The organism is Mucilaginibacter mali (genome assembly GCF_013283875.1).
GTDB lineage: Bacteria > Bacteroidota > Bacteroidia > Sphingobacteriales > Sphingobacteriaceae > Mucilaginibacter > Mucilaginibacter mali.
Window position 1 is genome coordinate 1690977 of sequence record NZ_CP054139.1, and the last position, 22154, is coordinate 1713130.

Here is a 22154-nt window from a genome sequence, read left to right on the forward strand (position 1 = left end):
AGATAAATGAGCAAGGTATTTACCATAATGGAAGGGCTGGAGAACATGGGCGCCATACGCACAGGTGGGCAAGGCTCGGTTTATAAAGCCCGGCGCATGGGCCCCATTTTAAGCGCGGTAAAACTTTTGCCTACCCCCATCTTTACCGAAGATACCGACGATAAAAACTACCGCCGCTTTTTAAACGAGGTAGAAAAGCTGAAGCGGGTGAACCAATCGCCCGACCCTTATGTGGTGAAGATCCTCAGTTCGGGTATTACCGAAAGCGGCTCGCTGCCCTTTATCGAGATGGAATATATAGAAGGCCCCGATCTGTGCGAACTGCTGACCGAACCACAAAGCAAAGTATTTACCATACAGGAGGTGGTTAAGGTAGCCGATCACCTGTCGCGTGCGCTGGCACATTGCCATAAGGTAGGGGTGAAGCACGGCGATGTTAAAAGCAATAACGTAAAATACAATATCAATAACGGTAACTACGTGCTGCTGGATTTTGGCCTGTCGATAATGAGCGACGAGGAACGCCGCAGCAGCTTGCGCCATGCCGGAGCCATAGAATTTATGGCCCCCGAGCAAAACGACGGCGAGATGCTTTTTCAAACCGATGTTTACAGCTACGGGGTAGTGCTTTACGAAATGTTGGCCGGGCAGGTGCCGTTCCCGCTGGCAGGTAATGGTGAAACGGCACGCAATACGGTAATGCTGGCCCATATGGAAGTGCCGGTACCTGATGTTTTGGAAATAAGAAAACAAAACCTGCCCAAAAACTGGACCGCCGACCAAAAGGAAAGGGAAATGCAGGTGCCGGCCTGGCTGCTGAACCTGGTTTATAAATGCCTTGAAAAAATACCTGATAACCGTTATGGCAACGGTATGGACTTGCACGATGCCGTAGCATCCAACGGTGTAGTAGCGGCGGCTGATAGTTATACCGACACTTTAAAGGCCCAAAACCAAGACCTGCAAAACCAATTAACCCAATTGCGTGATGCAGAGGTGGCGACTCAAAGATCAAGCATAATCGTTTCCAAACCCATTGCTATGGCTGCCGTAGGTTTGATGGTTATATTGCTGATCTTCGGCATCTACAGCCATTCTTCAAAGGAGGTGGTATATTATCCAGCGCCTAAAACCTCAAATTATATACCCCTTGTTTTACAAAAGCCTTATACCCCGCCCAAGCCGGTAGTGCATACGGTTAAGCCAACCGATAGCATCGAAAAGGCGCATGCGAAGACTCCGGCCCAGGTAAAACCTAAACACAAGCGCAAAAAGTTTTTGGGGATATTTTAGTTAAGTTGTTCCCACAACTTTTACCCCGAAATAGCCATCAGATAAGCCATATCCTGTTTAGAACCACTCAGGCATAAGGTATCGGCATAAGGCTTTCCTGCTAAACGTACATCCTGTTCTGCCGAAATGCCTTTTAAACTTACAGTTTGCTGGCTCAATACCGGGCGACTGTTATCTAACAGGCTATATACTTTTTCCGATATCAGCAGGTCGTTGTTCAGCTCCTTTGTTTTGGCCTGTAATCGTGAAGCGACGTTTACCGGTAAGCCCATTACCGATAGGGTTGGTGCTGCATCAAGGCTAAACTCGCCAATGAACACCTTGCCGGCATGCAGGCCCGCCCCAATTTCCAGCGGTTGGCTGTTATAGGTGGTGGTAAAGGCATCGTTAAATAAATTAAGCGATTGGAATATGGTTTTAATAGCCATGTAAGCCTGGTTGGCCGCCTCGCGCACATCGGTTTGCAAGCCGAATACAGCGTAAAGGCTATCGCCCGCCATCTCCACCACGCGCCCCTGGTAGTTTTTAACAATGCGGTTAAAGCCGGTAAACAGGTAGCGCACCAGTTGTATAACCGACTGCTCGGCCCGGGTTTCCATCAGCCGGGTAAAGTTACGGATATCTAAAAATAAAATGGCCAGCTCCTTTTCAACCCCAACACCGGCCACAGTGTTTGGGAGGCTATCGTTTAATGTAATGTAATCGTTTTTCATAAGTAAAATATATCGCGTTTACCAGTTCAGACGAACGGGTGGGCGAAACATTTCAAAAGAAATTGAGATTTTGCACTTCGTGACATATTCATGACCTGCCAGTTCCGGAGGAGCCAAAGTATTGTAGAAAAGTGCAAGCCCTTTTTGAGAGTGTCGCAGGTATTCAACAAAAAGGAGTTCAACACCTACGGCGTTGATGGGAATGCTGCTGTTTTGCTACAAAGCTTCAGCCTCTAACGAAGTTGCGGCTGACTTTATCGACTATTTCCCCTTATCCAAAACCTCAAACCGGGTTTGCAGCCGGTTGCCATTGGCATCTACCAATGTTAGCGTGTGCTTGCCTGCAGTCGGGTTAAGGGCCATTTGATGATAATCCCGGGTCTGCCCGATGTACTGATCATCCAAATACCAAAATATCTTCATACCCGTTTGCCGGTGCGCCGCGTTGCAGATCATGCGGCCACGGGTGCCGTCTGCTTCCAGGGGGACGTAAACTTTCGACCCATCTTTGGGATAGATCTGCTCCATGGGCCTTTGCAATGTAGCCGCGCAATCGGGCCGGAAAGGGGGCAGGGGTTTATACTGATAGTTGCGGCTTTTATAATAATATTCCATGGATGGCGGTAACACAAACCAGGCGGTGTGCACCATGTTGGCCGGCGTTTCACAGGCCGACGTTACCTGCCATTTGCGGCTTGCATCTAAATGCACTAATTGGTGAAAGTGGCAAACAGGTGCCTTTAGTCCGCTTTTGGGCATGAACAAGGTATCGGGATGATCGCAATTTTCGCCCGCGCGATAACCGCTTTCGTGGCAAACCGACATCAGCGTCATCTCGCCCGATGGCATGGTGAACCAGTCGCGTGCTACGGGCAACTGCCTGAAGATATCGAACAGGATAGGGGCGGCGGTATTCACACCAATTAGCCCCAGGCGGCCTTCGCCGTTGGTATTGCCCACCCAAACGCCTACCACATATCGCGGTGTAACCCCAATAGCCCAGCCATCCCTGAAGCCGAAGCTGGTCCCGGTTTTCCAGGCGATGCGTTGGGTAGAACTGAACTGCTGCCACAGCAACTCATCGCCGGGGCGCATCACCTCCTCCATCGCCTGGAAGGTATAATAGATGGATCCCGCGTCCAGCAGACCGCCCTTCTCCAATTCGGTTTTGCGGGGTTCGGCGGCGGTGTATACGGGGTTATGGTAATCGGCGGCGTTGTACTGGCCTTTGTATTGATGATAATGGTTCAGCACCCGCGCCATATCCGCATAAGCGCCGCTGAGTTCCCAAAGGGTATTTTCGCTACCGCCCAATATCAGCGATAAGCCATAATGATCGGCTGGTTGGTTGAGTGTCGTCATCCCAATATTGCGCAACAACGAGTGAAACCGATCGTACTTATACTGCGACAGCATTTTAACCGCCGGGATATTCAGTGAACGGGCTAAGGCCTTTGATGCAGGTACGGCCCCATCATAACCCAGATCGAAGTTTTGTGGATGATAGCCGGCTATCTGCGTCGGGATATCGGGTATCAAACTATTGGGCAATATCAAACCATCATGCAGCATAGCAGCATAAAGCAGCGGCTTCAACGTACTGCCCGGACTACGGGGCGCGGCGATCACATCTACATCGCTCTCTATATCGCGGTTTTCGGGATGGGTAACGTTGCCTACGTAAGCCAGCGTTTGGCCCGTCTCTACATCCAGCACAATGGCGGCGGCGTTGCGGATATCGTTGGCCTTTAGCAGTTGGTGGTGTCTTTCGATAATATCCGTAACGTTTTGCTGCAATACGCTTTTGACAGATGTTTTGATGCGCCCGCCGTTGATATGCTTCGCCAGGTTATCCATCTTAAAGCGCTGCAATAAATGCGGCGCAAGCGAGGGCAAGGTTACCGGCTTTTCGGGCACGGGTTCCAGCTTGGCCAGTGCGGCGGTGGTGGCGTCGATGATATGCTGTTGCTGCAGGCGGTCGATCAGCAGGTTGCGCTTGCGCAAAAGTATACGGCGGTTTTTACCGGGATGCACCAGCGATGGTGAGTTAGGTAATACGGCCAACGCCGCCGTTTCTCCCCAGGATAATTTATCGGGACTGCGGCCAAAATAGCGCCAGGCAGCGGCATCTAATCCCACCACATTACTGCCGAATGGCGCGTTGCTGCTGTACAAGGCCAGGATCTCGCTTTTAGAATGCGTTAGTTCCAGCCGCATGGCTTTAAAGATCTCCGTAAACTTTTGCCAGATGGTGCGGTTCTTCCGGGTGGATAGGCGTATGACCTGCATCGTAAGCGTGCTGCCCCCGCTAACCACATGCCTTGCCCTGATGTTCTGCTTTATGGCCCTGCTAAACGCTATGGGATCGAACCCGATATGGTGCTCAAAGCGCTTATCCTCAAAGGCGATGATGCAGGCCTTAAATTTATCGGGCACCTTAGGGTTATAAGGGAAACGCCACTGCCCGTCGGAGGCGATGGCCGCGCCCAGCAGTTGTCCCTGATCGTCATCTATCACAAACGATGTTGGCGAATGGAATAACCGCCGGGGGATGCAAAACCAAAACAGCAATAGCAAAGCTAACAGGATGATTCCCGCTACCTTTGCCTTTGTGGATTTAAATATCGTTTTTAAGCGTGTTAATTTAAGCATGTCTTTTTCCCGTAGCTAATCATCCAGTTGTAGTCGACAGCCTCGCTTTTTAAATTGGGCTAAAGCCCCATCTCCCTTTTTAAAAGGCCGCCCCCTAAAGGGGACGGCAATGAATTTGGAAACTTATTTTTCTTCTATTCACCCGTTGGCTTTAGCCAACGGGTGAATAGAAGAAAAAATGGCTTTAGCCAAAATATCAACCATGATAAAAAACGACTTCCCCGCCTATTTCACCACCTCAACCCATTGCCCTTTGGCCAGCGCGCTGATGCTGTTGTTATACATCGCATCGCAATAAATGGCCGGCAGGTAATACTTGCCTAAGTACGATGCATTCAGCATTACATAATAGGTTACCTCCTTGTTTTCGGTCACGCTGAAATAGGTGTTCACCCGGTCGTCCCTGATGTCGCGGTAGTCGGATGGCGACGATTTGTAGGCTTCGTCGCTCTCCATCATCCGCGTATTCAGGATCTCCCAACCCGAAGGGAAGATCTGTGTAAGCGCCATATTATCATAATTGCCGCGCTTGCCGGGATTTTTGATATTCACCTGGGCAATAAAATCGGTACCCTGTTTTAGCTGGGCCGGGTTAACCGGCGCGCCCTTCAGCGTAAAGTAACTGATGCGCATTTGCAGCACATCGGGGTTGCTGATCGGCTTCACATCTTCACCCGTAACCGGCTGACCGTATTGGATGAGCCTCACATACAACTTCGCGCTGCTGTTATTCTTGATGCTGAGGTTACCCGAGTGATTGCTAACCGCTATTTGCGATATGTACGACGCCGAATTGACCGCACCCCGCGAAGCCCCCACCTGGTAATTGAACATCAGCTTGCTGCGCGATGTGTTTTTGCCGCAATATTGCGATATGGCAATGAGGCTGTAAGCCGTAGTTTGCGTGCTGTACCAGTCATCGTGCGACAGGTGTGCCGCTACCGTGCGCAACATGCTGGCCGCTTCGGCTTTTTTGCCCAGCAGCGTAAGGGTTTCCAGTATCATAGCCTCATCACGCAGGTCGGAGCCGAAAGTGCCCCACATGCTGTTGTATGGCTTAACAATTAAGGGCAAACCTTGTATCATCCGCAAGGCTATTTCCGGCTGACCGGCCAGTTTATAAGCCGCCGCCAACCGCCATTTAGCTTCCGGTGAAATATATGGGAACTCCTTTAAGCGGTTCATGGCACCTAACTCCGGCGCATGTGCAAGGGCCAGCAGGTACAGGCGATAAGCCTGATCAAGGTCGGCGCCGTAGAAGGTGCGGCTGTTTGGCGCCCATGATAAGGCTTGCTGGCGCTGGTACATTTTCCAATGCTCTATAAAGCCAACCGGCAGGGCATAGCCTGCGGCCTGCGCGGCCAGCATAAAGTGCCCGGCATAATTGGTACCCCAATCGTTAGCCTCGCCGCCATCCGGCCAGTAGCTCAGTCCGCCCTTTGGCAACTGGAAGCCGGCCAGCTTGCGGATGCCTGCCTGTATGTTGCGGTCTACAGTAGCTTTTTGCCCCGGCGAGAGGTCGGTCAGCTGCTCTAAATACAATTGCGGGAACACCGATGAGGTGGTTTGTTCCACGCAGCCATGCGGATATTCCATCAGGTAATTCAAGCGCTTGGCCAGGTTTAATGATGGGATGTTGGATGCCTCCAGCGTGGTTTTGTTGGTGCCGTTCATACCCACGGCAGTATACGGACTGCCCCAGCTTTGGCCTGGCTCCAATTCTTTTTCCAGCACACGGGTAATGCCCGGGTTGGGGTTGCGCACGGATAGTTCTACATCGTAAGCGGCGGTTTCGCTGCCGCTTTTGGCCACTACGCGCACCTTACCAATGCCAATAAAGTTCTTCACCTCCAGCGGGAAGGTCACCAATTGATCGCCCGGTTTGGTGAATGTTAAGGTTTGATGCGAGGTTACATTCGTAAACGCGTTCGACTGGATATCCACGCTCACCGTTTTGATATTATTCTCGGTAGCGAAAACGGTAACCGGTAGTTCTATCTTTTCGGTCGGGCCTAAAACCCGTGGCAGGGTAGCCAGTACCATCAACGGCTTTTTCACGGCCACGGCCTTATCGGCGAAGCCATAAGCGCCCTCGTGTCCGGCAATCACCATCACCTTAACCGAACCGATATATTGCGGCAGGGTAAAGGCGTGTGTTTGCTTTTCGCCCGCGCCCATGTGGAACGGCCCCATAAACTTCACCACCGGCTTAAAGCGGTTTACCGAGATATTACGGTTCAGATTGCGCCCCCCGGCATCACCACCGATGCTCAGGATGCGTTCCAGGTCGCCGCCATAAGCGCCGATCACGTAGTCGAACAGGTCCCAGGTCTTCACACCCAAAGCCTCACGGGCGTAAAAGGTTTCGTGCGGGTTAGGCGTATTATAATTGGTAATATCCAGCAGGCCCTCGTCAACAATGGCCAGCGTATAGGTCATCTCCTTGCCCGATGCTTCGGATACCGTTACCGCCGATTTTGTCTCAGGCCTCAGCTTATCCGGCATGCTGATCACCGGCTTCAGGATGGTGGCGGGGTTATCTACCAGCAGCGGTATCGCGCCGTACATGCGTATCGGCAGGTCGTTCACGGTTTGCGAATGGGGTTGCAGCAGCGTAACGTTCACAAAAACGTTGGGGGCCATGGTTTCATCAACCTTAAAATGATATTGCGTTTGGCCCTTATTGGTGTTTATCCAATCGGTTTTTAAAACCTTGGTGCCGTTCTCAAAGCTAATTAAAGCCCTGCCATTAGCCGGGGTAGGAATGGTGAGCGTAGCTTCCTCGCCAACCTTATAATTCTTTTTATCGGATGTGAACGATAGCATGGCCGCCTCGCTCGGGTTATCCTGTTGCAGGCGCTGCGCCCAGTTCGGCCAATCGATGTATACCTCGTGGCCGGTGGTATGGCCGGTCTCCTCGTCCTTAACCTTTACAATGTACTGGCCCCATTCGGGCTGATCGATGTGCATGGTCCAGGTGCCGCGCCCATTGTTAAGGGTGATGGTTTGGGTTTTGATCAGCTTGTTGTATTTATCCTGCGTAAAGTTGCTGCTTTGGTTACCGGTATTATCCCACCACCAATGCCAGCGCACCTTGTACAGCTCAACCTGCACCTCGCGCTTGCCCGGCAGCGGGTTGCCTTTGGTATCCACATCTACAATATCAAAAATATGGTCTTTGCCGGTTACCAGCATCCCAGAAAGGGCGTTACCCTTTGGCGCCTTAATACCCACATAGCCCGGGTACATATTATAAGGCAAACTGGTTTGGTGGATGCTGAAATTGCCGCCCGGTTCAAAAACCTTTACTAAAAAATTAGCGCGTAATTGTCCCGGCGCTTCCATCTCCGATGATATGTTGGCGTTGATGCTGGTATTGCCATCGGCATCTAAATGCCCATCGAACACGGTAGAGACTTGTGTCTTGAAATCGATCTTCGGGTCGTCAAAATCGTAACCGTCGAAGTTTTTAAAAGATGTTTTTTGCGATGACAGGTAGGCATCAACCTTGGCCTTAAGGTTTTGCGCCGTACCGCCGAACAGCCATTTGGCATTCAGTGTGCCGCGGGTATCCTTGTCTTTGGTCAACTCCGTTTGCCCGTTAAAATCGAGTTTCAGCTTCAGGCGGTTCGGCATAATGGTCTCCACCTTAATGTTTTTGCTAAAGGTAGCGCCGCCCACTTTTATCTTGGCTGTCCAGTTGCCGGTAACATCGGTAGTTTGCGTGCCGGTGTGGAAGCTGTAAAAGCCATCAACCGATTTGTTTTGCACCAACCTGCTGTATAATTGCCCCATCGGGTTGTAAAAATTGAACTCTACCGGCATATCCGCGGGCAGTTTCTTAGCCTTATCCTCCAATATAAATGATAGGTAGATGCTATCGCCCGGACGCCATACGCCGCGTTCGCCATAGATGAAGCCCTTTAGGCCGGTTTGCACCTGGTCTCCGCCCACATCAAAGCGGGTGAGGGGCAGGGCATTGCCGTCGTCAAGCTTCAGGTAACCGCGTTCATCGCCGCGTTTGGCCACCAGCAGGTAAGGCTTGCGCTTGATATCAAACTTGGCCAAACCGTAGCTATCGGTCGTGGTTTTCATGATGACCTGCCGCTGGTAATCCTGCAGATCAATTTCCACGCCCGATATTGGTTGCGCTGTTAAAATATCGGTAGCTACAACCATCATGCTGTTATCGGTACCGCGCTTGGCCACCAGGCCAATGTTTGATGCGATGATGTTGCGGGTAGCCCATTTAGTTTTGGTGAAATAAGACGGTGTGCAGGGATTATCCTTATCGGCCCAATTGTAATTGGTAGGGTAGTAGCTATCGTACTTACTCCAAAAGTCATCGTCTTCGTCGCTTACGCCGCGGCCACCGCCGCCTTCTTCGTCATCGCCATAATACTCGTTATCGTTATTATCGGTTTTTACAGGGCCACCGGCGCTGCAATTGTACAGCGAATACTCTTGCCTGAAGCCGATGATGACCCGGTAGATAGCGCCCGGCTCGGTGCGGATCAGCTTATCCAGATCAAGCATAAAGCGGGTCTTTTTATTCAGATTAACCGATTTGTCAGCATCCAGCCGGATGGTTTTCTGCACAACCGGCTTACCTACGCGGCGCAGTTCGCTGCCGCCATCGTAATCGTTCTCCTGGAAGTATTGCGCCACATTATCCTCGTAAACCTTAATAATGCTCACATCCACCGCGTTAAGGTTTACGGCTTCAAAAGGCATCAGCAGTTTACCGGCGCTTGGCAGCACCACGCCCTTGCCGGGGATGGTTACGGCAGGCAGCTTATTCTCGAAGAACACGTTGGCCTTATAGGTTTTGGTGATCTTTTGATGCGACATATTCTCGATGCCGGGATTCACAAACACATCGTAATTGCCATCCAAACGCTCGGCGCTGTATACTTTGACCATGCTGCCCTCAATGGTGTACGATGGTTCGGTGGTGTTACCGATACCGATGAGACCGTTCAGTTCCTGTCCAACCATTATCGCATCCGAAAACTGCACTAAAACGTATTGCTCCTGGTCCTGCACGGCACGCACATCCAGCACGCGGAAATCGCCAACGGCGGGTACGTCATAAGCTTTCGATCCCTTTTTATCCACGTTTAGCGGACTACCATCCCAGTTGATGGTGAGCGGGGTGATGTTATCCGCCGCGCGGGTGATCTTATCAATAGTGAATGTATGTGTATGATTATAAGCATTATGCTGCCAGCTGATATGCGTTTCGGACGGGTAGCTGACCGATATCAGCTTCTCTACCAGTTCGTTCTTCTCGGCATCGGCGGTTTGGATCACGCCGTCCAGCTTCATTTTATCTACCGAATTCCGGGGCGAGGTTTGCAGGCCGTTATACGTTACGGTAAAATCGGGCTTCATGGTTTGGAAGCCGAACTCAAATTCCTGGTAGCGCTCTGGCACGTCGATCACCTTGCCCAGCTTAAATTTCGCCTGGTAGGCTTTATCGGGGTCCAGCTTTTGCGCGGGGCGAAACTCGATGGTCAGCGCGTCCACCCAAAAAGCTTTGCCTTTTATGGCCGGACTAAAGCTAAAAATGCCATCGGGCAGGGCCTCGTTTTGCACGTGGGTGCCCTGTACCTGACGCACCAGTTTAATGCGGATGCTGCTCTCTTTGGAGATCATCCCGGCTGTGTACGATTCGATGTACTTGCTGAACGAGCGGTCGACAGGTTGAGGCTTTGAAAAATGTTTTACCGCGTAGGCAATAGCTGCCACGCAAACCAACGATACGGTGGTGATGATAATGCCTTTTTTACTTGAAAAAAAGCCTGTTATAGCTGACATGTTTTGGGGGGAGATTTGTATCGAAATTTATGAAATAAATTGCAAATCCTAATTTATTGCAAAATATTTTTTATGACGGATTGGTATGTTTTTAACCATTCATCACGGTTTTTAGCTAAGGTGTATTCACCCCAAAAATCTGTGGTAGCTACGGAAGCTCTTGCCGGAGGAGGTGGAGGCGGAAGGCCACCTGAATTCATGGGGCTTACCAGTGCTTCTACATTTGTATTGTTACTTTCTTTTTCCGCATTTAATTTAATATGATAGCTGAATGCATCTAAACCGTTATTAGGCAAGTCGAAATATCTTAAAGGAACAGCCAATTCGTAAACGTAGACTAAAGGTTTATCAAATTTCGAGACCGCTTTTATGCCCTCATCATTGTAAACAGAAATATCATCGTCGGGTATGTTTTTAATACCCTGTACATTGATGGATTTTGATTTGGTTGACAATAAATTGTTTAAGCCTTTAAGCGAATTATCCACTCCGGCAGCATCATTATGTGTGCCAATTTTACTATTAAGCAGGTTGGATACGGAGTTGGCATCAGCACGCTTTAAAACAGGATAGGTGATAGTAACCGGGGAATCATCTTTTTTCTTTAAGGTATGATTTATTGTAAGGCTAATATTGCCTTTAATTATTTTATCTATAACAAAGGCTCTTGTTATTTTCAGTATAAGGTAAATGTTTTCACTGTCATTTGATATGCTGTAATAAATATCAGTAGCGTTGTTGTGGGCTTGATATTGATCATTCCATTCATCCGCTTTTCCATCTATTTTAATATTGGCTGGCGCCCAAACGCTGGCCTTTTGTACGTTAGGTAATTTCTGGGCGTAAGTTGTGTTTATGGCAAACAAGCTGGCAAGTATGATAAATAGCCACTTCATTTTATAGTTATGGTTTTTTTGCTAAGGTGTATTCGCCATTGAAATACGTAGCTGATTGCCCAACCTGAGCATTGGCCCCCCCTTTAAAAAGTGTGATGTTTCCTGTTTCATCCCTGTTAATGGTCATGCCGCGTTCTTCTACCTCATTTATTTTTATTTGGTAATTAAATTTATCCACCTTATCAGCCGACAAGTTTAGGCGCTGCAATGATATAGCAAACTCAATGGTGTAAAACATTTTGTTATTAAATAATGATGCCGCTTTGATCCCTTCGTCATTATAAACGGATAATGTAGAATCCAGCCCCTCTATATTGGCAACCTTGATGGTTTTTGACATTTGCGTAAGGCGAAGATTACTTGCCCTGACAAAAGAATCCAATTGAAGCAGTTCGGTTTTGGAACTATCCAGCACTTTAGGTTTAGCCCGAAAATTTACATACATGGGTAATCGGGGATCATATACAGGGTAAGTAACGGCTTTCCCATAATCTGCTTTATTGCCAAAACTTTTAACCGCAATAGTTACTCCCCCACTAAACATGCTTGAAATAATATGCGGGTCTCTTTCCTGTATTACTATATACAGGTATTTGTCATCATTCGCCATAGTATAAAAAAAATCGGTAGCGCTGTTGTGTGCCTTAAAATCGGCAGGCCAATCCTTTATATTCCCATCGATTTTGATATTGGCAGGTGCCCACAGATTGGTTGTTTGCACATTTGGTAATTTTTGGGCAAAAGTTTTAATCTCGAACAAAATTAAAATATTCAAAATAATGTTGCATTTAAGAAATAAGCGGATAGCTTTTGGCTTTGTTAACTTCATTTTCGTATATAAAATAGTTTATTTAAAAAAAGTAAATGTGGGCCAAACTTGGCCCACATAACACAACCTGATTAAAGGGGCCTTTCGCAACCCCCATCGATGCTTCCGTTACAATGTGATCTCATTTCATCTTCTACATCCTTGTCAGACCAGCCACTGCAATCGGGAATTGCCCAATTTTGTCCAGTTTGATTACACCAACAAATTAAAATACAATCACTGCCACTTCCCCCTGTAACATTTTTCATTTGCTCTTTTGTTAGACTCTCTAAGCCCCACAATTTAGAATTTAATTTTTTCATTGTTTGTTAAATGTATTTTTGCCTCTATTATTCGGGTTTCGGCGTTTTTCCCTATCCTGTTTTACCCAAGACAGGCATCTCCCTTGTTCGCGAAACAATATTTTGATTTAAGTGAATGCCTGGATTTTTGATAAATGACAGTTAATAAAAAACGATATGTGGCACATGTGGAACTGTAGTTGTGAAAAAGGCATAGGTAATAGTTAATTGATATTAAACTCCCGGTGGAATTTTTTAATACTTAAACCTAAACAGGGAGGATATGAAATTGCAAATTATTTACACCAATTGTCGTAAAGTCGGGACACATAGTGTTTTGCTATAGATGAGTGATTTATTTTCATTGAAGACGTGAAATTTAAAAATTCATCATCCCAATTAAACTATAATTAAAAAACTTAATCAAATTGTGGATTGCGCTGTATTTGATTAAGTATGAAAGACTTCTACTACATCCTGGGCACCGAACGCGACTGTACACCGCAGGAGTTGAACTCGGCTTACCGCAAACTGGCCCGCAAGTTGCAGCCGCCCGGGCAGGAGCAGGACGATTTTCTTGACAGCCATTTCAGGGAGGTAACAGAGGCTTTCGAAATACTAAGCGACCCTGTTCGTCGCCGCAAGTACGATATGGCCTATAAAAAGCATTATCAGCGACGGTTATACTATTTCAAACTGAAGCACCTGAACATTGCCGTTACGCTTTCCCTTATTTTACTGACGGGCCTGTTCGGTATGTACGTTTATAGATCGATGAACGGCGGGAAGAAAAAAGCGGTGGTAAAACCGGTAGCGGCCGAAGTTGTCAAACCCAAATATCGCCATAAAAAGCATCGTTTAGTTACAGCCAAACCCATCGCCAAAAAAGCCTTTATAGCCCATGTTGATACCATAAAGCCTGTCGCTGTAAAGCAGGTGAATACTTCGGCCATGGTTAGCATGCCTGTCCCCGGTGTTGCCAAACCAAATGTCCCGGTAAAACCCGCGCCTGAGATTATCCCGCCACCAACTATTGCCCGCCAGGCAGATAAACAGCCACCTGTGGATGATAATACTTACACAACTTACCTAAAAGCAAATATGACGGGTGTAGTATCGCTGCACGAACAGGCCAGCTACCGGTCGGCGGTGCTGGCCAATATCCCTGGAAATGCCAAGGTGCAGGTGCTGGAAAAGGGCGCGGGGTTTTATAAAGTGGCGTTTAATAATCAAACAGGCTATGTGCCGAAATGGACGATAGGGGAGCCGTGATAACGGGTATACTCACCCCGAGACTACGCTTCGCTGGTCGGCCCTCTCTCCGCTGCGCGAAAAGAGGGCAGGAGCATTAAGATTGAAAGACTTACGAAGTTTTTAAAACTTCGTAAGTCTGTTTCTATACCGTAGCCGATTCCCTACTCATACCTCAACGCCTCTATCGGATCCAATCTCGATGCTTTCTGCGCCGGGTAGTATCCAAAGAAGATCCCCGTAATGGCACAGACAATAAATGATACGACGATGGATGTTTGCGAGATGATCGTCGGCCAGCTTAAGGTAAGCGTAACAATATGACTGGCCAGTATGCCCAGCAGCACGCCGATAATGCCGCCGATGATACTGATAATGATGGCCTCGATCAGGAATTGCAGCATGATATCGATCCCGCGGGCGCCAATGGACATGCGCAGGCCGATCTCCTTGGTACGCTCCGTTACCGATACGTACATAATATTCATGATGCCGATACCGCCGATAACCAGCGAAATACCCGCTATGGCGGTAAGCAGGGTAGTTAGCAAACCGCTGGTAGAACTCAGCGTGCTGATCAGCTCGGCCTGGGTGCGTACCTGGAAGTCGTTATCCTCGGTATCGCGCAAGCGGTGCGAATCGCGCAGGATATCGGTCATTTCGTTAACGGCCGCGTCGGTGGCATCGGCGCTGGCGGCAGAGGCGTAAATGTTTTGATAATAAATGGTAGCCAGGATCCGCTTCTGTACGGTGGTGTAGGGGGCGATGATGATATCGTCCTGGTCTTGCCCGAAGGCATTTTGGCCTTTTTGGTTCAGTACCCCGATGATCTGGAAGGGGATGCGGTTAAAACGGATCACCTTGCCGATAGGGTTCTCGCCGTTGGGAAAAATGTTGTCGATAACGGTTTGACCGATCAAACATACCTTGGCCGATGTCAATACATCCTGGTTGGTGAAAAGTATACCGTCCTTTAATGATAGTTTACGGATATCCAAAAAATCGGGACTAACGCCCTGTATCTGCGTTGGCCAGTTGAGCGCGCCGTTTATGGCCTGCCCGCGCGAGGTTACTGACGGCGATAACTCGGTGATATTTTCGGCGCCCCGTTGCAGGGCCTTTATATCCTTTTCGGTTAATGTTTGGAAGCTGGTACCGGCAATACGCACACCGCCATTGATATTACTGGCAGGGGATACGGTGATCATATTGCTGCCCATGCTGCTCAGTTGCGACTGGATACTTTCCTTTGATCCCTGCCCGATGGCTACCATGGCAATAACCGCCCCCACGCCGATAATGATACCGAGCATGGTGAGGAACGCCCTCAGCTTATTGCGAAGCAGGGCGCGGAAGGCGATGCGTACCAGGTTAAATATATTCATGGTTTAATAATCGTCTGTGGTTGGCAGGCTGGCCAATACCTCTTTGGCCGACTTTAAGTTTTCGTTGATGTTATCCTTCTGTATGATACCATCGCGCAGCATTACGGTACGGCTACTGAACGAAGCGATATCCGGCTCGTGTGTAACGAATACAATGGTCTTGCCCTGGTTTTGGTTCAGGTCCTGCATCAGGGCCATTATCTCGTACGATGTGCGCGAATCAAGGTTACCCGTAGCCTCATCGGCCAGGATCATCACCGGCTCGTTTACCAGCGCGCGGGCAATGGCCACACGCTGCTGCTGTCCGCCCGATAGCTGGCTGGGCGTATGGTCGTGGCGATCGGCCAGTCGCACAGCTTCCAGCGCATGGATGGCCCTGTCGCGGCGTTCGCTGCTGCTAATGTCTTTATTATAGAGCAGGGGCAGTTCCACATTCTCCAATGCCGACGTACGTGGCAGCAAATTATACGCCTGGAACACGAAGCCTATCTTGTGGTTACGCAGCGTGGCCAATTCATCTCGGCTTAGTTCCTTTACATTTACATTATCCAGCAGGTAAGTGCCGTCGCTGGGTTTATCTAAACAGCCCAAAATATTCAACAGGGTGGTTTTTCCCGAACCACTACTGCCCATAATGGTAACGAACTCGCCGGCGTTTACATCAAACGAGATGCCTTTTAGCGCGCGCACGGTTTCGCTACCTACCTTAAACTCGCGTTTCAGGTCGTGTAGTTCCAATATTTTTTTTGCGGTTTTGCTCATCGCCTGCCTCCTCCGCCACCACCGCCACGGCGTTGCGGCATAAACGGGCTACCTGCCGTACCGCCTGCTTTAGCAGTGGCCGCTGTTTCCGGCATGCTGGTCACCACCATATCGTTCTCTGTAAGGCCCGATAGTACCTCTACCTGGGTATTATCGTTCAGGCCTATCTTAATCCGTTTCTGGATCAGCTTTTTGCCCTGCAATACCCAAACGGTAGCATGCTGGGCGGCTACGCCGCTGCTGTCCTTACGGCTTTTGGCGGTATGCGTAGCGCCGCCGGCGGCATTAGCATTCATGCCACCGCCTGATGCGCCGCCTCCGCCACCACCCGGGCCACCGGCAGCTCCCGTACGCTTTTTGCCTTTCCCTTTGCCGCCAATTTTACCAACTATCTCGTAATCCTTCATCAGCGATGAATCTGGTGTAAATTTCAGTGCTTTGGCCGGTATCAGCAGGGCGTTGTTTACCTCTTTGGTGTAGATGATAATATTGGCAGTCATGCCTGGCTTCAGCTTTTCGTCATCGTTAGGGGCATCGATAATGGTGGTGTAAGTAACCACATTGGCCGATACGCTGGGGTGCAGGCGGATATCCAGCACTTTGCCCTTAAACTGATCGTTGATAAAGGCATCCACCGTAAAGCTTACACGCTGGCCGGCTTTTACATCGCCAATATCGGCCTCATCTACATTGGCCTGCACCTGCATTTTGGTAATATCCCTCGCGATGATGAACAGGGTAGGCGTGTTGAAGCTGGCCGCTACGGTTTGGCCTACGTTTACGTTACGGTTAAGCACCACACCATCAATAGGCGAATAAATATCGGTATATGATAAATTCTTCTGCGCCGACCGCAACTGCGCCTGCGAACTGGCCAGTTGCGCCTTTGAGGAGTTGAAGGTAGCCAGCGCGTTATCATATTCGGCCTTGCTGATGGCATCGGTTTTATACAGCAGGCTTTCGCGGCCAAAGTTGGCGGTTTGTAATGCCACCTGCGCCTTGTTGTTTGATACATTGCCACTGGCCTGGTCTACCGTGGCCTGTAGCAGCGAACGGTCAAGCTCGGCTAATTTCTGGCCCTTCTTTACCTTCGAGTTAAAATCAACATACAGTTTGCTGATAATGCCCGACACCTGCGAACCCACCGTAACCGTATCCACCGGCTGGATCCTGCCTGTGGCCGTAACGCTAAGGGCGATGTAGCCACGTGTAGGCTTTTCACTTTGCAGCACAATGGGTTTTTCGGGCTTGCGGATAAAGAACCACCAAATGAGCAGCAGGCCCGCTATTATGGCGGCAACTATCAATATTTTTTTATACTTATTGTCCATCTCTATAGGCGGTTATAAGGTAATGGGTATCCCTTTGTAAAAGTCATATATCTTTAAACTGAGCAGCGTGTTGTACTTAGATTGTATGTACGATTGCTGGGCCTGTATATACAAATTCTTCTGTTGCAGAAACTCCACCATGTTGGCCACGCCCACCTTCAATTGCTCGTTGGCAATGCGGTAGCTTTCCTGGTTAAATTTAAACTCTTGCTGGGCGGCCTCGTACTGGCCCTGCGCGTTTTGCACGTTAATGTAGGCCCGCTCTACCTGTTGCGATAGCGTGATCCTGGTATTGGTAAAATCCAGTTTGGCCTGGTCTACACCAATTTTAGCCTCTTCTACCTGCGTTTTTACCTGTCGCTTGGTGAAGATGGGGATCGATAAATTCAAACCTATCTGCTGGTTAAAATTGCGGTTCAACTGCGAAAAGTAATCCCCGTTACCGGTAACGTAACTGGCGCCAACGGATCCGCCTGCGCTGAGGAAAGGTTTATACCCGGCGTTGGCCTTGGCCACATCGTACTGTGCGATATCAACCGCCAGCTGACCGCTTTTTATTTCGGGGCGGTTCTTCAGGGCTATTTGCTCGGCATCGTGCAGCGGTGTGTTGGTGTTAACCGGGGCAATGGTATCGGGTTTTACCACGTCGAATGTGGCATCGGTTGGCAGCAGCAGCAGTTGCTTGAGTGTGAGCAGGTCTTGCCGCTCCTGGTTTTTGGCAGTAACGAGGTTGTACTGATCGGTAGCTACCTGGGCCTGTAATTGCACCAGATCCTTACGGGCGATGGCGCCTACATCAAATTTTTGCTGATACTGCTTCAGTTGTGCTTGCGATGTGGTAACCACGTCGCTATTGTAAACAATGGTCTCCTTATCCAGCAGTATGGTTAAATAAGCCTGGGTAATTTGCAGTGTGATATCGTTTTCCTGCTGCATTACGCTCAGGTTGGCTACCTGCTGGGCCAAATTCTTTTGGGCGATGTTGTTGTTGATGTAATTGCCGTTATACAGCGTTACAGATGAACTCAACCCATAATTGCCCGAAGCCGTAAAGCCCGAGCGGCCGCTACCTGAACCCGCGCTATTGCTATGCCCGAAATTTTGCGAAGCCGAGGCCGACAGATCGGGCAGGCGGGAGGCTTTGGCCAGCAAAAACTCCTGCTCACTTATCTTTTGACTAAGGCGCAGGCTATTGATCTGGATATTGTTCTTTTTAGCGTATTCGATACATTTTTGGATATCCCATTTCAGCGGAACACCGATCAGGGTGCTGTCCTGCGCCAGCACAGCGGCACTGCTGCAGGTGCAAATAAGGGCGGTAAGCAGGTATCGGCAAATATTCATCCTCATCTGTTTTGTGGAAGGCCCGGCTGAACAGGCTTTCCGCGTTTTTTGAATAGGATAATACCAGGATGGAGGAAAATGTTTGAGAGATAGGGGATTAGGGTTGTAAAATGTTTTTTACAAAGGGGAGCGAAAGACTTGCGAAGTTTTGAAAAATCGTAAGTCTGGGAGATCGGTCATAAAACCGCCAACAGGTTGAAATAACGTTTAAACATTACGAATTTTTCAAAACTTTACCGCCCATTGAAGCGTGGACGCTTACACCTTTTGGTATCTGGGCGTGGATGCCCGCCCGGATATGCGTTTAATACGCCATCACCGCTAAAGTGTTGCTTGGGACGCAATAACTTTCAGGACGAGACACCAAACAAAAAAGCCCTGCTGGGTTATAGGCAGGGCTTCTAAAATAGCAGGTTAAATCATTGATAAAGTATGTCGTTATAAATATAGCCAGGGCCTACTCCAATAAAGAGCCACACTCCCAAACAATCATGGCTCAAACCATAATCTGTTCCCCACGTTCCAAAAAAAGTAGTTACTGGTCCGTTATCATCTTCAAGGTACGTGACATTTCCTGCACTATCTCCATAAACATAATAATTTTGACCTGTAGGGGCATAATAAAACTCACCGATGAATGGATCAGTCTGTTTTTTTAACTCTTTGATTTGGAAATTTTTTGCCAGAACATAGTCCGACTTGAATGAGGATAGTGGCAATATAAAAAACACCACCATTACACTTAATAGTACTTTTTTCATAATTTATTGGATAAAGTTTATTAGTTAGATTGATTTGATCAAAAACCTTATTCAAATATAATAAAACATTTATATTTTAAAGTGTTATAAATGAATCATATAAACTACGATATAGTTACCGTTTAAACAGTTGTACCGCAGTTGTCATTCACTACACCTAATGCTGTTGAAGTAATAGCCCACAGGTCTCACTCACCGCTGGCTTACTTCACTATGTAAGTAAACGTTTTCCTCACCAGCCCGCCCTTGGTATCCATGCCTTCCAACGTAACCCGATAGCTACCTGTTCCGTCAGCATTGTAAAACGATATATTGGCTTTGCCGTCGGCCCCGGTAACCACATCGGGGTTCCAGTAAATGGTGGAGCGGAGATCAGCTTTGTTAGTTTGATCGTTTGGCGTATCGTAATTGGGCGAGTAGAACTCTTTCACCGTCGAATACCCCTGCGAAAGATTATGGTTGATATTAAAAACAAGGTTAGGCGCGTCATTTTCGCCGCCGCGCTTGGTGGTGATGATAATAACACCTTTATTGCCGGCTTCACCGTAAATTGTTTTACCTAAACCCGTTAATACTTCAACACCTGTCAGGTCTTGCGGATTAAGGGCTTTAAGCACAGGAGGGGCGGACAGCGCGTCTAATTGTGCCCCGTCTATCACAATCAACATACTTCGTCTTTTTTCGTCGGTACGCGAAAAAGATGTGCCGCTTGCCCGTACCGAATATATATCGATCCCGGTTTTGCCTTCAACAATATCAATACCGGGTATACGGCGCATGGCGTCCGAAAAATAAGTTTCCTTTTCCAGTTGCTCTTGTTTAAGTACATAATCGGCCGAGCCCGGATCAAGATTGGCGGAATTCGGTATCATTTTGGCCTTTACAAACTTATCACGGTCGCGTAAGCCTTTAACTGCCACTTCCTTTAGTAGGGTGTTGCCCTTTGTAAGCCCCAATTTATTAAGTTCGGCAAATTGCCCGCGGGTTTGCTTCAGGTAATTATCAAGCGCGAGGCCGGTGTTGTTAATTTGCATATTTCCATTGGCTTGCAGCCTGGCAAACCTTGGCTTAGGGTCTATCACCGTTTTTACCTGTGTGCCATTGTTGGCTTTTGTAGCTTTCACCACCACTTTAGCAGTATCGGCCAGGTACAGGTTGTTAAAAACAAAATGCCCCTTCTCATCAGCAACGGTATCTAAAATAAGCGGGCCATCGGCCGATTTGGCAAATAGCATCACCTTGCCGTTAGGCACCGGTTTATTTCCCAGCGTAAGGATCCTGCCGCTTACTGTAAGGCTTTGCTCGTGCGGGTATTTAATGGTTGGGAATTTATTGGCTTGCAGATCGGCCCAGCTAAAACGCCGCCAGCCCTGGGTTAATAACAGCTGATCCAGGTGCTTCAGCCTGTCGGGGTTTGCCGGGTTAAAGTAATACCCCGGCTGCTCTATATGTCCTTTAATGTCTGATGTTAGCAGCAAGTTTGTCAGGATAGAGTTACCGCTGTCCTCATCGGTTATCACCTTGCCCGCATCGGTTACCGCGACAGAGAAACTACCTGTTACCGGTTCGTCTAAAGCGTTTTTTACGGCAATGTCTAAAGCTACTTTGCCGCGTTTGGCATATTCAGCCTTGTCTGCCTTGATATCGGCATTTATGGTGCTGCCATGATCTATAAAAACCAGCCGTTCGGCAACCGGTAAATAATCGGGCGAGAAAAGGGTAAACTGCACGATACCTGTCCGGAAATTTTTAGCGGAGACATAACTGGTGTTAGATGCCTTATCCAGTTTTACCTTAGCTGCAAACTGTACCACGCCATTGCACTGAGCTATCACCACCGCTTCCCGGCTGTTAAGCAGATCGGGACTGGCGGATACCCTTATGGAGAGACTGTCCTTACCGGTATGATTGACATTTAATACGTATCCGCTTGCTTCGGCCGTAGGAAGGGGATAACGCTTTTCAACACCATCGGCATGTTTAATTACAGCCGCATAATTTTTACCTACAGCGGGCGCCAGGGCAAAAATACCCATACCCGCATGTCCCGATTTAAATTCGGCTACATGCTCGCTGCTCCCGTCTGCAATTACATAGCCCGAAACATCTTCGCCAAAACCATCGGGCTTTAGGGCTTTAAAGCCTATTTTGGTGCGAATGCCGGTAACCAAATGCCCGCCCTCGGCAAAAAATTGTATATCGGCAGCTGATACCGGCTTTCTGTTATTATCTAAACTGCTGCTCCCCGTGCTTTTCAGCGCGTTTACAATAGAGATATGCTGGGTGAAAAAATATTCGCTGCTAAAATTGGCCATCCATTTGGTGTACGCGCAAATGCGGTAATTACCGGCACTGAGCAGCGAATCGCTCAGGTACATATTGCCGCGCGCCAGGCCATTCTCTACCGGTAGCAGTAATGTTTGGCGCACCGAATCGCGACTGTCGATCAGATCGACATATAATATTTTGCTTTGGACGGACAGGTAATTTTGGCGTGCGTCAACAATATAAGCTTTAAACCACATATCCTCGCCTATGCTGTAGTATGGTTTATCCAGTTGCAGGTGGATCTTTTCCTGCGGATAATCGGCAGCCCGCTTTTCTATCTTTGCCAGCAACGCGTCTAACAGATCATCGGCCGGGCTAAATGCCGATAAAATAACTATCGATAAAGCGGTCAGCAACTTAACGCAGATGGTAAAGGTTTTCATGGTAGTTAAATCTACAAAAAAAATATTGAGGATTTTTTACCGGCGTATACTTGCCCCAAAATTAGTTGTTGAATATAAATTATTCATTCGCGCAGCATTGGCAGGCCACTAACAGCCAGTTTTGT

General features: G+C 48.5%; 14 protein-coding genes. 2 read left to right on the top strand and 12 right to left on the bottom strand.

The genetic code is table 11. From position 1 onward, the window contains the following. The first annotated feature begins 6 nt into the window (after window positions 1-6). The gene (locus HQ865_RS07215) at window positions 7-1293 is read left to right on the top strand and encodes a serine/threonine protein kinase (protein WP_173414241.1); all 1287 of its coding nucleotides are present in this window, start codon (window positions 7-9) and stop codon (window positions 1291-1293) included. 20 nt (window positions 1294-1313) lie between these two features. Here HQ865_RS07215 and HQ865_RS07220 read toward each other — a convergent pair whose 3' ends face one another. The 6 genes from HQ865_RS07220 to HQ865_RS07245 form a co-directional block, all read right to left on the bottom strand. Then, window positions 1314-2006 (bottom strand): adenylate/guanylate cyclase domain-containing protein, encoded by a 693-nt coding sequence (locus HQ865_RS07220; RefSeq protein ID WP_173414242.1) that lies wholly within the window; start codon window positions 2004-2006, stop codon window positions 1314-1316. Window positions 2007-2267: 261 nt separating this feature from the next. Further along, window positions 2268-4658 (bottom strand): penicillin-binding protein 1C, encoded by a 2391-nt coding sequence (pbpC, locus tag HQ865_RS07225; RefSeq protein WP_173414243.1) that lies wholly within the window; start codon window positions 4656-4658, stop codon window positions 2268-2270. A gap of 225 nt (window positions 4659-4883) precedes the next feature. After that, entirely contained in the window at window positions 4884-10478 is a 5595-nt protein-coding gene (locus tag HQ865_RS07230; protein WP_173414244.1) for an alpha-2-macroglobulin family protein, read from the bottom strand. 53 nt (window positions 10479-10531) lie between these two features. Then, window positions 10532-11374 (bottom strand): hypothetical protein, encoded by an 843-nt coding sequence (locus tag HQ865_RS07235; RefSeq protein WP_173414245.1) that lies wholly within the window; start codon window positions 11372-11374, stop codon window positions 10532-10534. Window positions 11375-11381: 7 nt separating this feature from the next. Next, window positions 11382-12203, bottom strand: a complete 822-nt coding sequence (locus tag HQ865_RS07240) for a hypothetical protein (RefSeq protein WP_173414246.1) — start codon at window positions 12201-12203, stop codon at window positions 11382-11384. Between the two features lie 71 nt (window positions 12204-12274). Further along, the gene (locus HQ865_RS07245; protein WP_173414247.1) at window positions 12275-12505 is read right to left on the bottom strand and encodes a hypothetical protein; all 231 of its coding nucleotides are present in this window, start codon (window positions 12503-12505) and stop codon (window positions 12275-12277) included. A 435-nt stretch (window positions 12506-12940) separates the two neighbouring features. Between HQ865_RS07245 and HQ865_RS07250 the strand changes: the two genes are divergently transcribed. Next, the gene (locus tag HQ865_RS07250; RefSeq protein ID WP_173414248.1) at window positions 12941-13756 is read left to right on the top strand and encodes a DnaJ domain-containing protein; all 816 of its coding nucleotides are present in this window, start codon (window positions 12941-12943) and stop codon (window positions 13754-13756) included. A gap of 143 nt (window positions 13757-13899) precedes the next feature. On the opposite strand, the gene HQ865_RS07255 is transcribed toward HQ865_RS07250, so the two are convergent. The 6 genes from HQ865_RS07255 to HQ865_RS07280 all read right to left on the bottom strand — a co-directional run bounded on the left by HQ865_RS07255 (window position 13900) and on the right by HQ865_RS07280 (window position 22029). Then, window positions 13900-15120, bottom strand: a complete 1221-nt coding sequence (locus HQ865_RS07255; protein ID WP_173414249.1) for an ABC transporter permease — start codon at window positions 15118-15120, stop codon at window positions 13900-13902. A gap of 3 nt (window positions 15121-15123) precedes the next feature. Further along, a complete protein-coding gene (locus tag HQ865_RS07260) occupies window positions 15124-15882 on the bottom strand; it encodes an ABC transporter ATP-binding protein (protein ID WP_317170046.1) in 759 nt (252 codons plus the stop codon). Further along, window positions 15879-17213 carry an efflux RND transporter periplasmic adaptor subunit gene (locus HQ865_RS07265; protein ID WP_173414250.1) on the bottom strand — a complete coding sequence of 445 codons (1335 nt, stop codon included), beginning with the start codon at window positions 17211-17213 and terminating at the stop codon, window positions 15879-15881. Before HQ865_RS07265 ends, HQ865_RS07260 begins: the two co-directional genes overlap by 4 nt. A gap of 12 nt (window positions 17214-17225) precedes the next feature. Continuing rightward, on the bottom strand, window positions 17226-18557 hold the full coding sequence (locus tag HQ865_RS07270) for a TolC family protein (protein ID WP_237073766.1): 1332 nt from the start codon (window positions 18555-18557) through the stop codon (window positions 17226-17228). Window positions 18558-18976: 419 nt separating this feature from the next. Then, on the bottom strand, window positions 18977-19318 hold the full coding sequence (locus tag HQ865_RS07275; RefSeq protein ID WP_173414252.1) for a hypothetical protein: 342 nt from the start codon (window positions 19316-19318) through the stop codon (window positions 18977-18979). Window positions 19319-19521: 203 nt separating this feature from the next. Continuing rightward, window positions 19522-22029: a TonB-dependent receptor plug domain-containing protein gene (locus HQ865_RS07280; RefSeq protein ID WP_173414253.1), complete on the bottom strand. Its 2508-nt coding sequence runs from the start codon at window positions 22027-22029 to the stop codon at window positions 19522-19524. Between the last annotated feature and the right edge of the window lie 125 nt (window positions 22030-22154).

Coding starts and splice junctions, on each gene's coding strand:
- HQ865_RS07215 (WP_173414241.1), top strand. CDS start 7: ATGAGCAAGGTATTTACCATAATGGAAGGGCTGGAGAACATGGGCGCC.
- HQ865_RS07220 (WP_173414242.1), bottom strand. CDS start 2,006: ATGAAAAACGATTACATTACATTAAACGATAGCCTCCCAAACACTGTG.
- pbpC (WP_173414243.1), bottom strand. CDS start 4,658: ATGCTTAAATTAACACGCTTAAAAACGATATTTAAATCCACAAAGGCA.
- HQ865_RS07230 (WP_173414244.1), bottom strand. CDS start 10,478: ATGTCAGCTATAACAGGCTTTTTTTCAAGTAAAAAAGGCATTATCATC.
- HQ865_RS07235 (WP_173414245.1), bottom strand. CDS start 11,374: ATGAAGTGGCTATTTATCATACTTGCCAGCTTGTTTGCCATAAACACA.
- HQ865_RS07240 (WP_173414246.1), bottom strand. CDS start 12,203: ATGAAGTTAACAAAGCCAAAAGCTATCCGCTTATTTCTTAAATGCAAC.
- HQ865_RS07245 (WP_173414247.1), bottom strand. CDS start 12,505: ATGAAAAAATTAAATTCTAAATTGTGGGGCTTAGAGAGTCTAACAAAA.
- HQ865_RS07250 (WP_173414248.1), top strand. CDS start 12,941: ATGAAAGACTTCTACTACATCCTGGGCACCGAACGCGACTGTACACCG.
- HQ865_RS07255 (WP_173414249.1), bottom strand. CDS start 15,120: ATGAATATATTTAACCTGGTACGCATCGCCTTCCGCGCCCTGCTTCGC.
- HQ865_RS07260 (WP_317170046.1), bottom strand. CDS start 15,882: ATGAGCAAAACCGCAAAAAAAATATTGGAACTACACGACCTGAAACGC.
- HQ865_RS07265 (WP_173414250.1), bottom strand. CDS start 17,213: ATGGACAATAAGTATAAAAAAATATTGATAGTTGCCGCCATAATAGCG.
- HQ865_RS07270 (WP_237073766.1), bottom strand. CDS start 18,557: ATGAATATTTGCCGATACCTGCTTACCGCCCTTATTTGCACCTGCAGC.
- HQ865_RS07275 (WP_173414252.1), bottom strand. CDS start 19,318: ATGAAAAAAGTACTATTAAGTGTAATGGTGGTGTTTTTTATATTGCCA.
- HQ865_RS07280 (WP_173414253.1), bottom strand. CDS start 22,029: ATGAAAACCTTTACCATCTGCGTTAAGTTGCTGACCGCTTTATCGATA.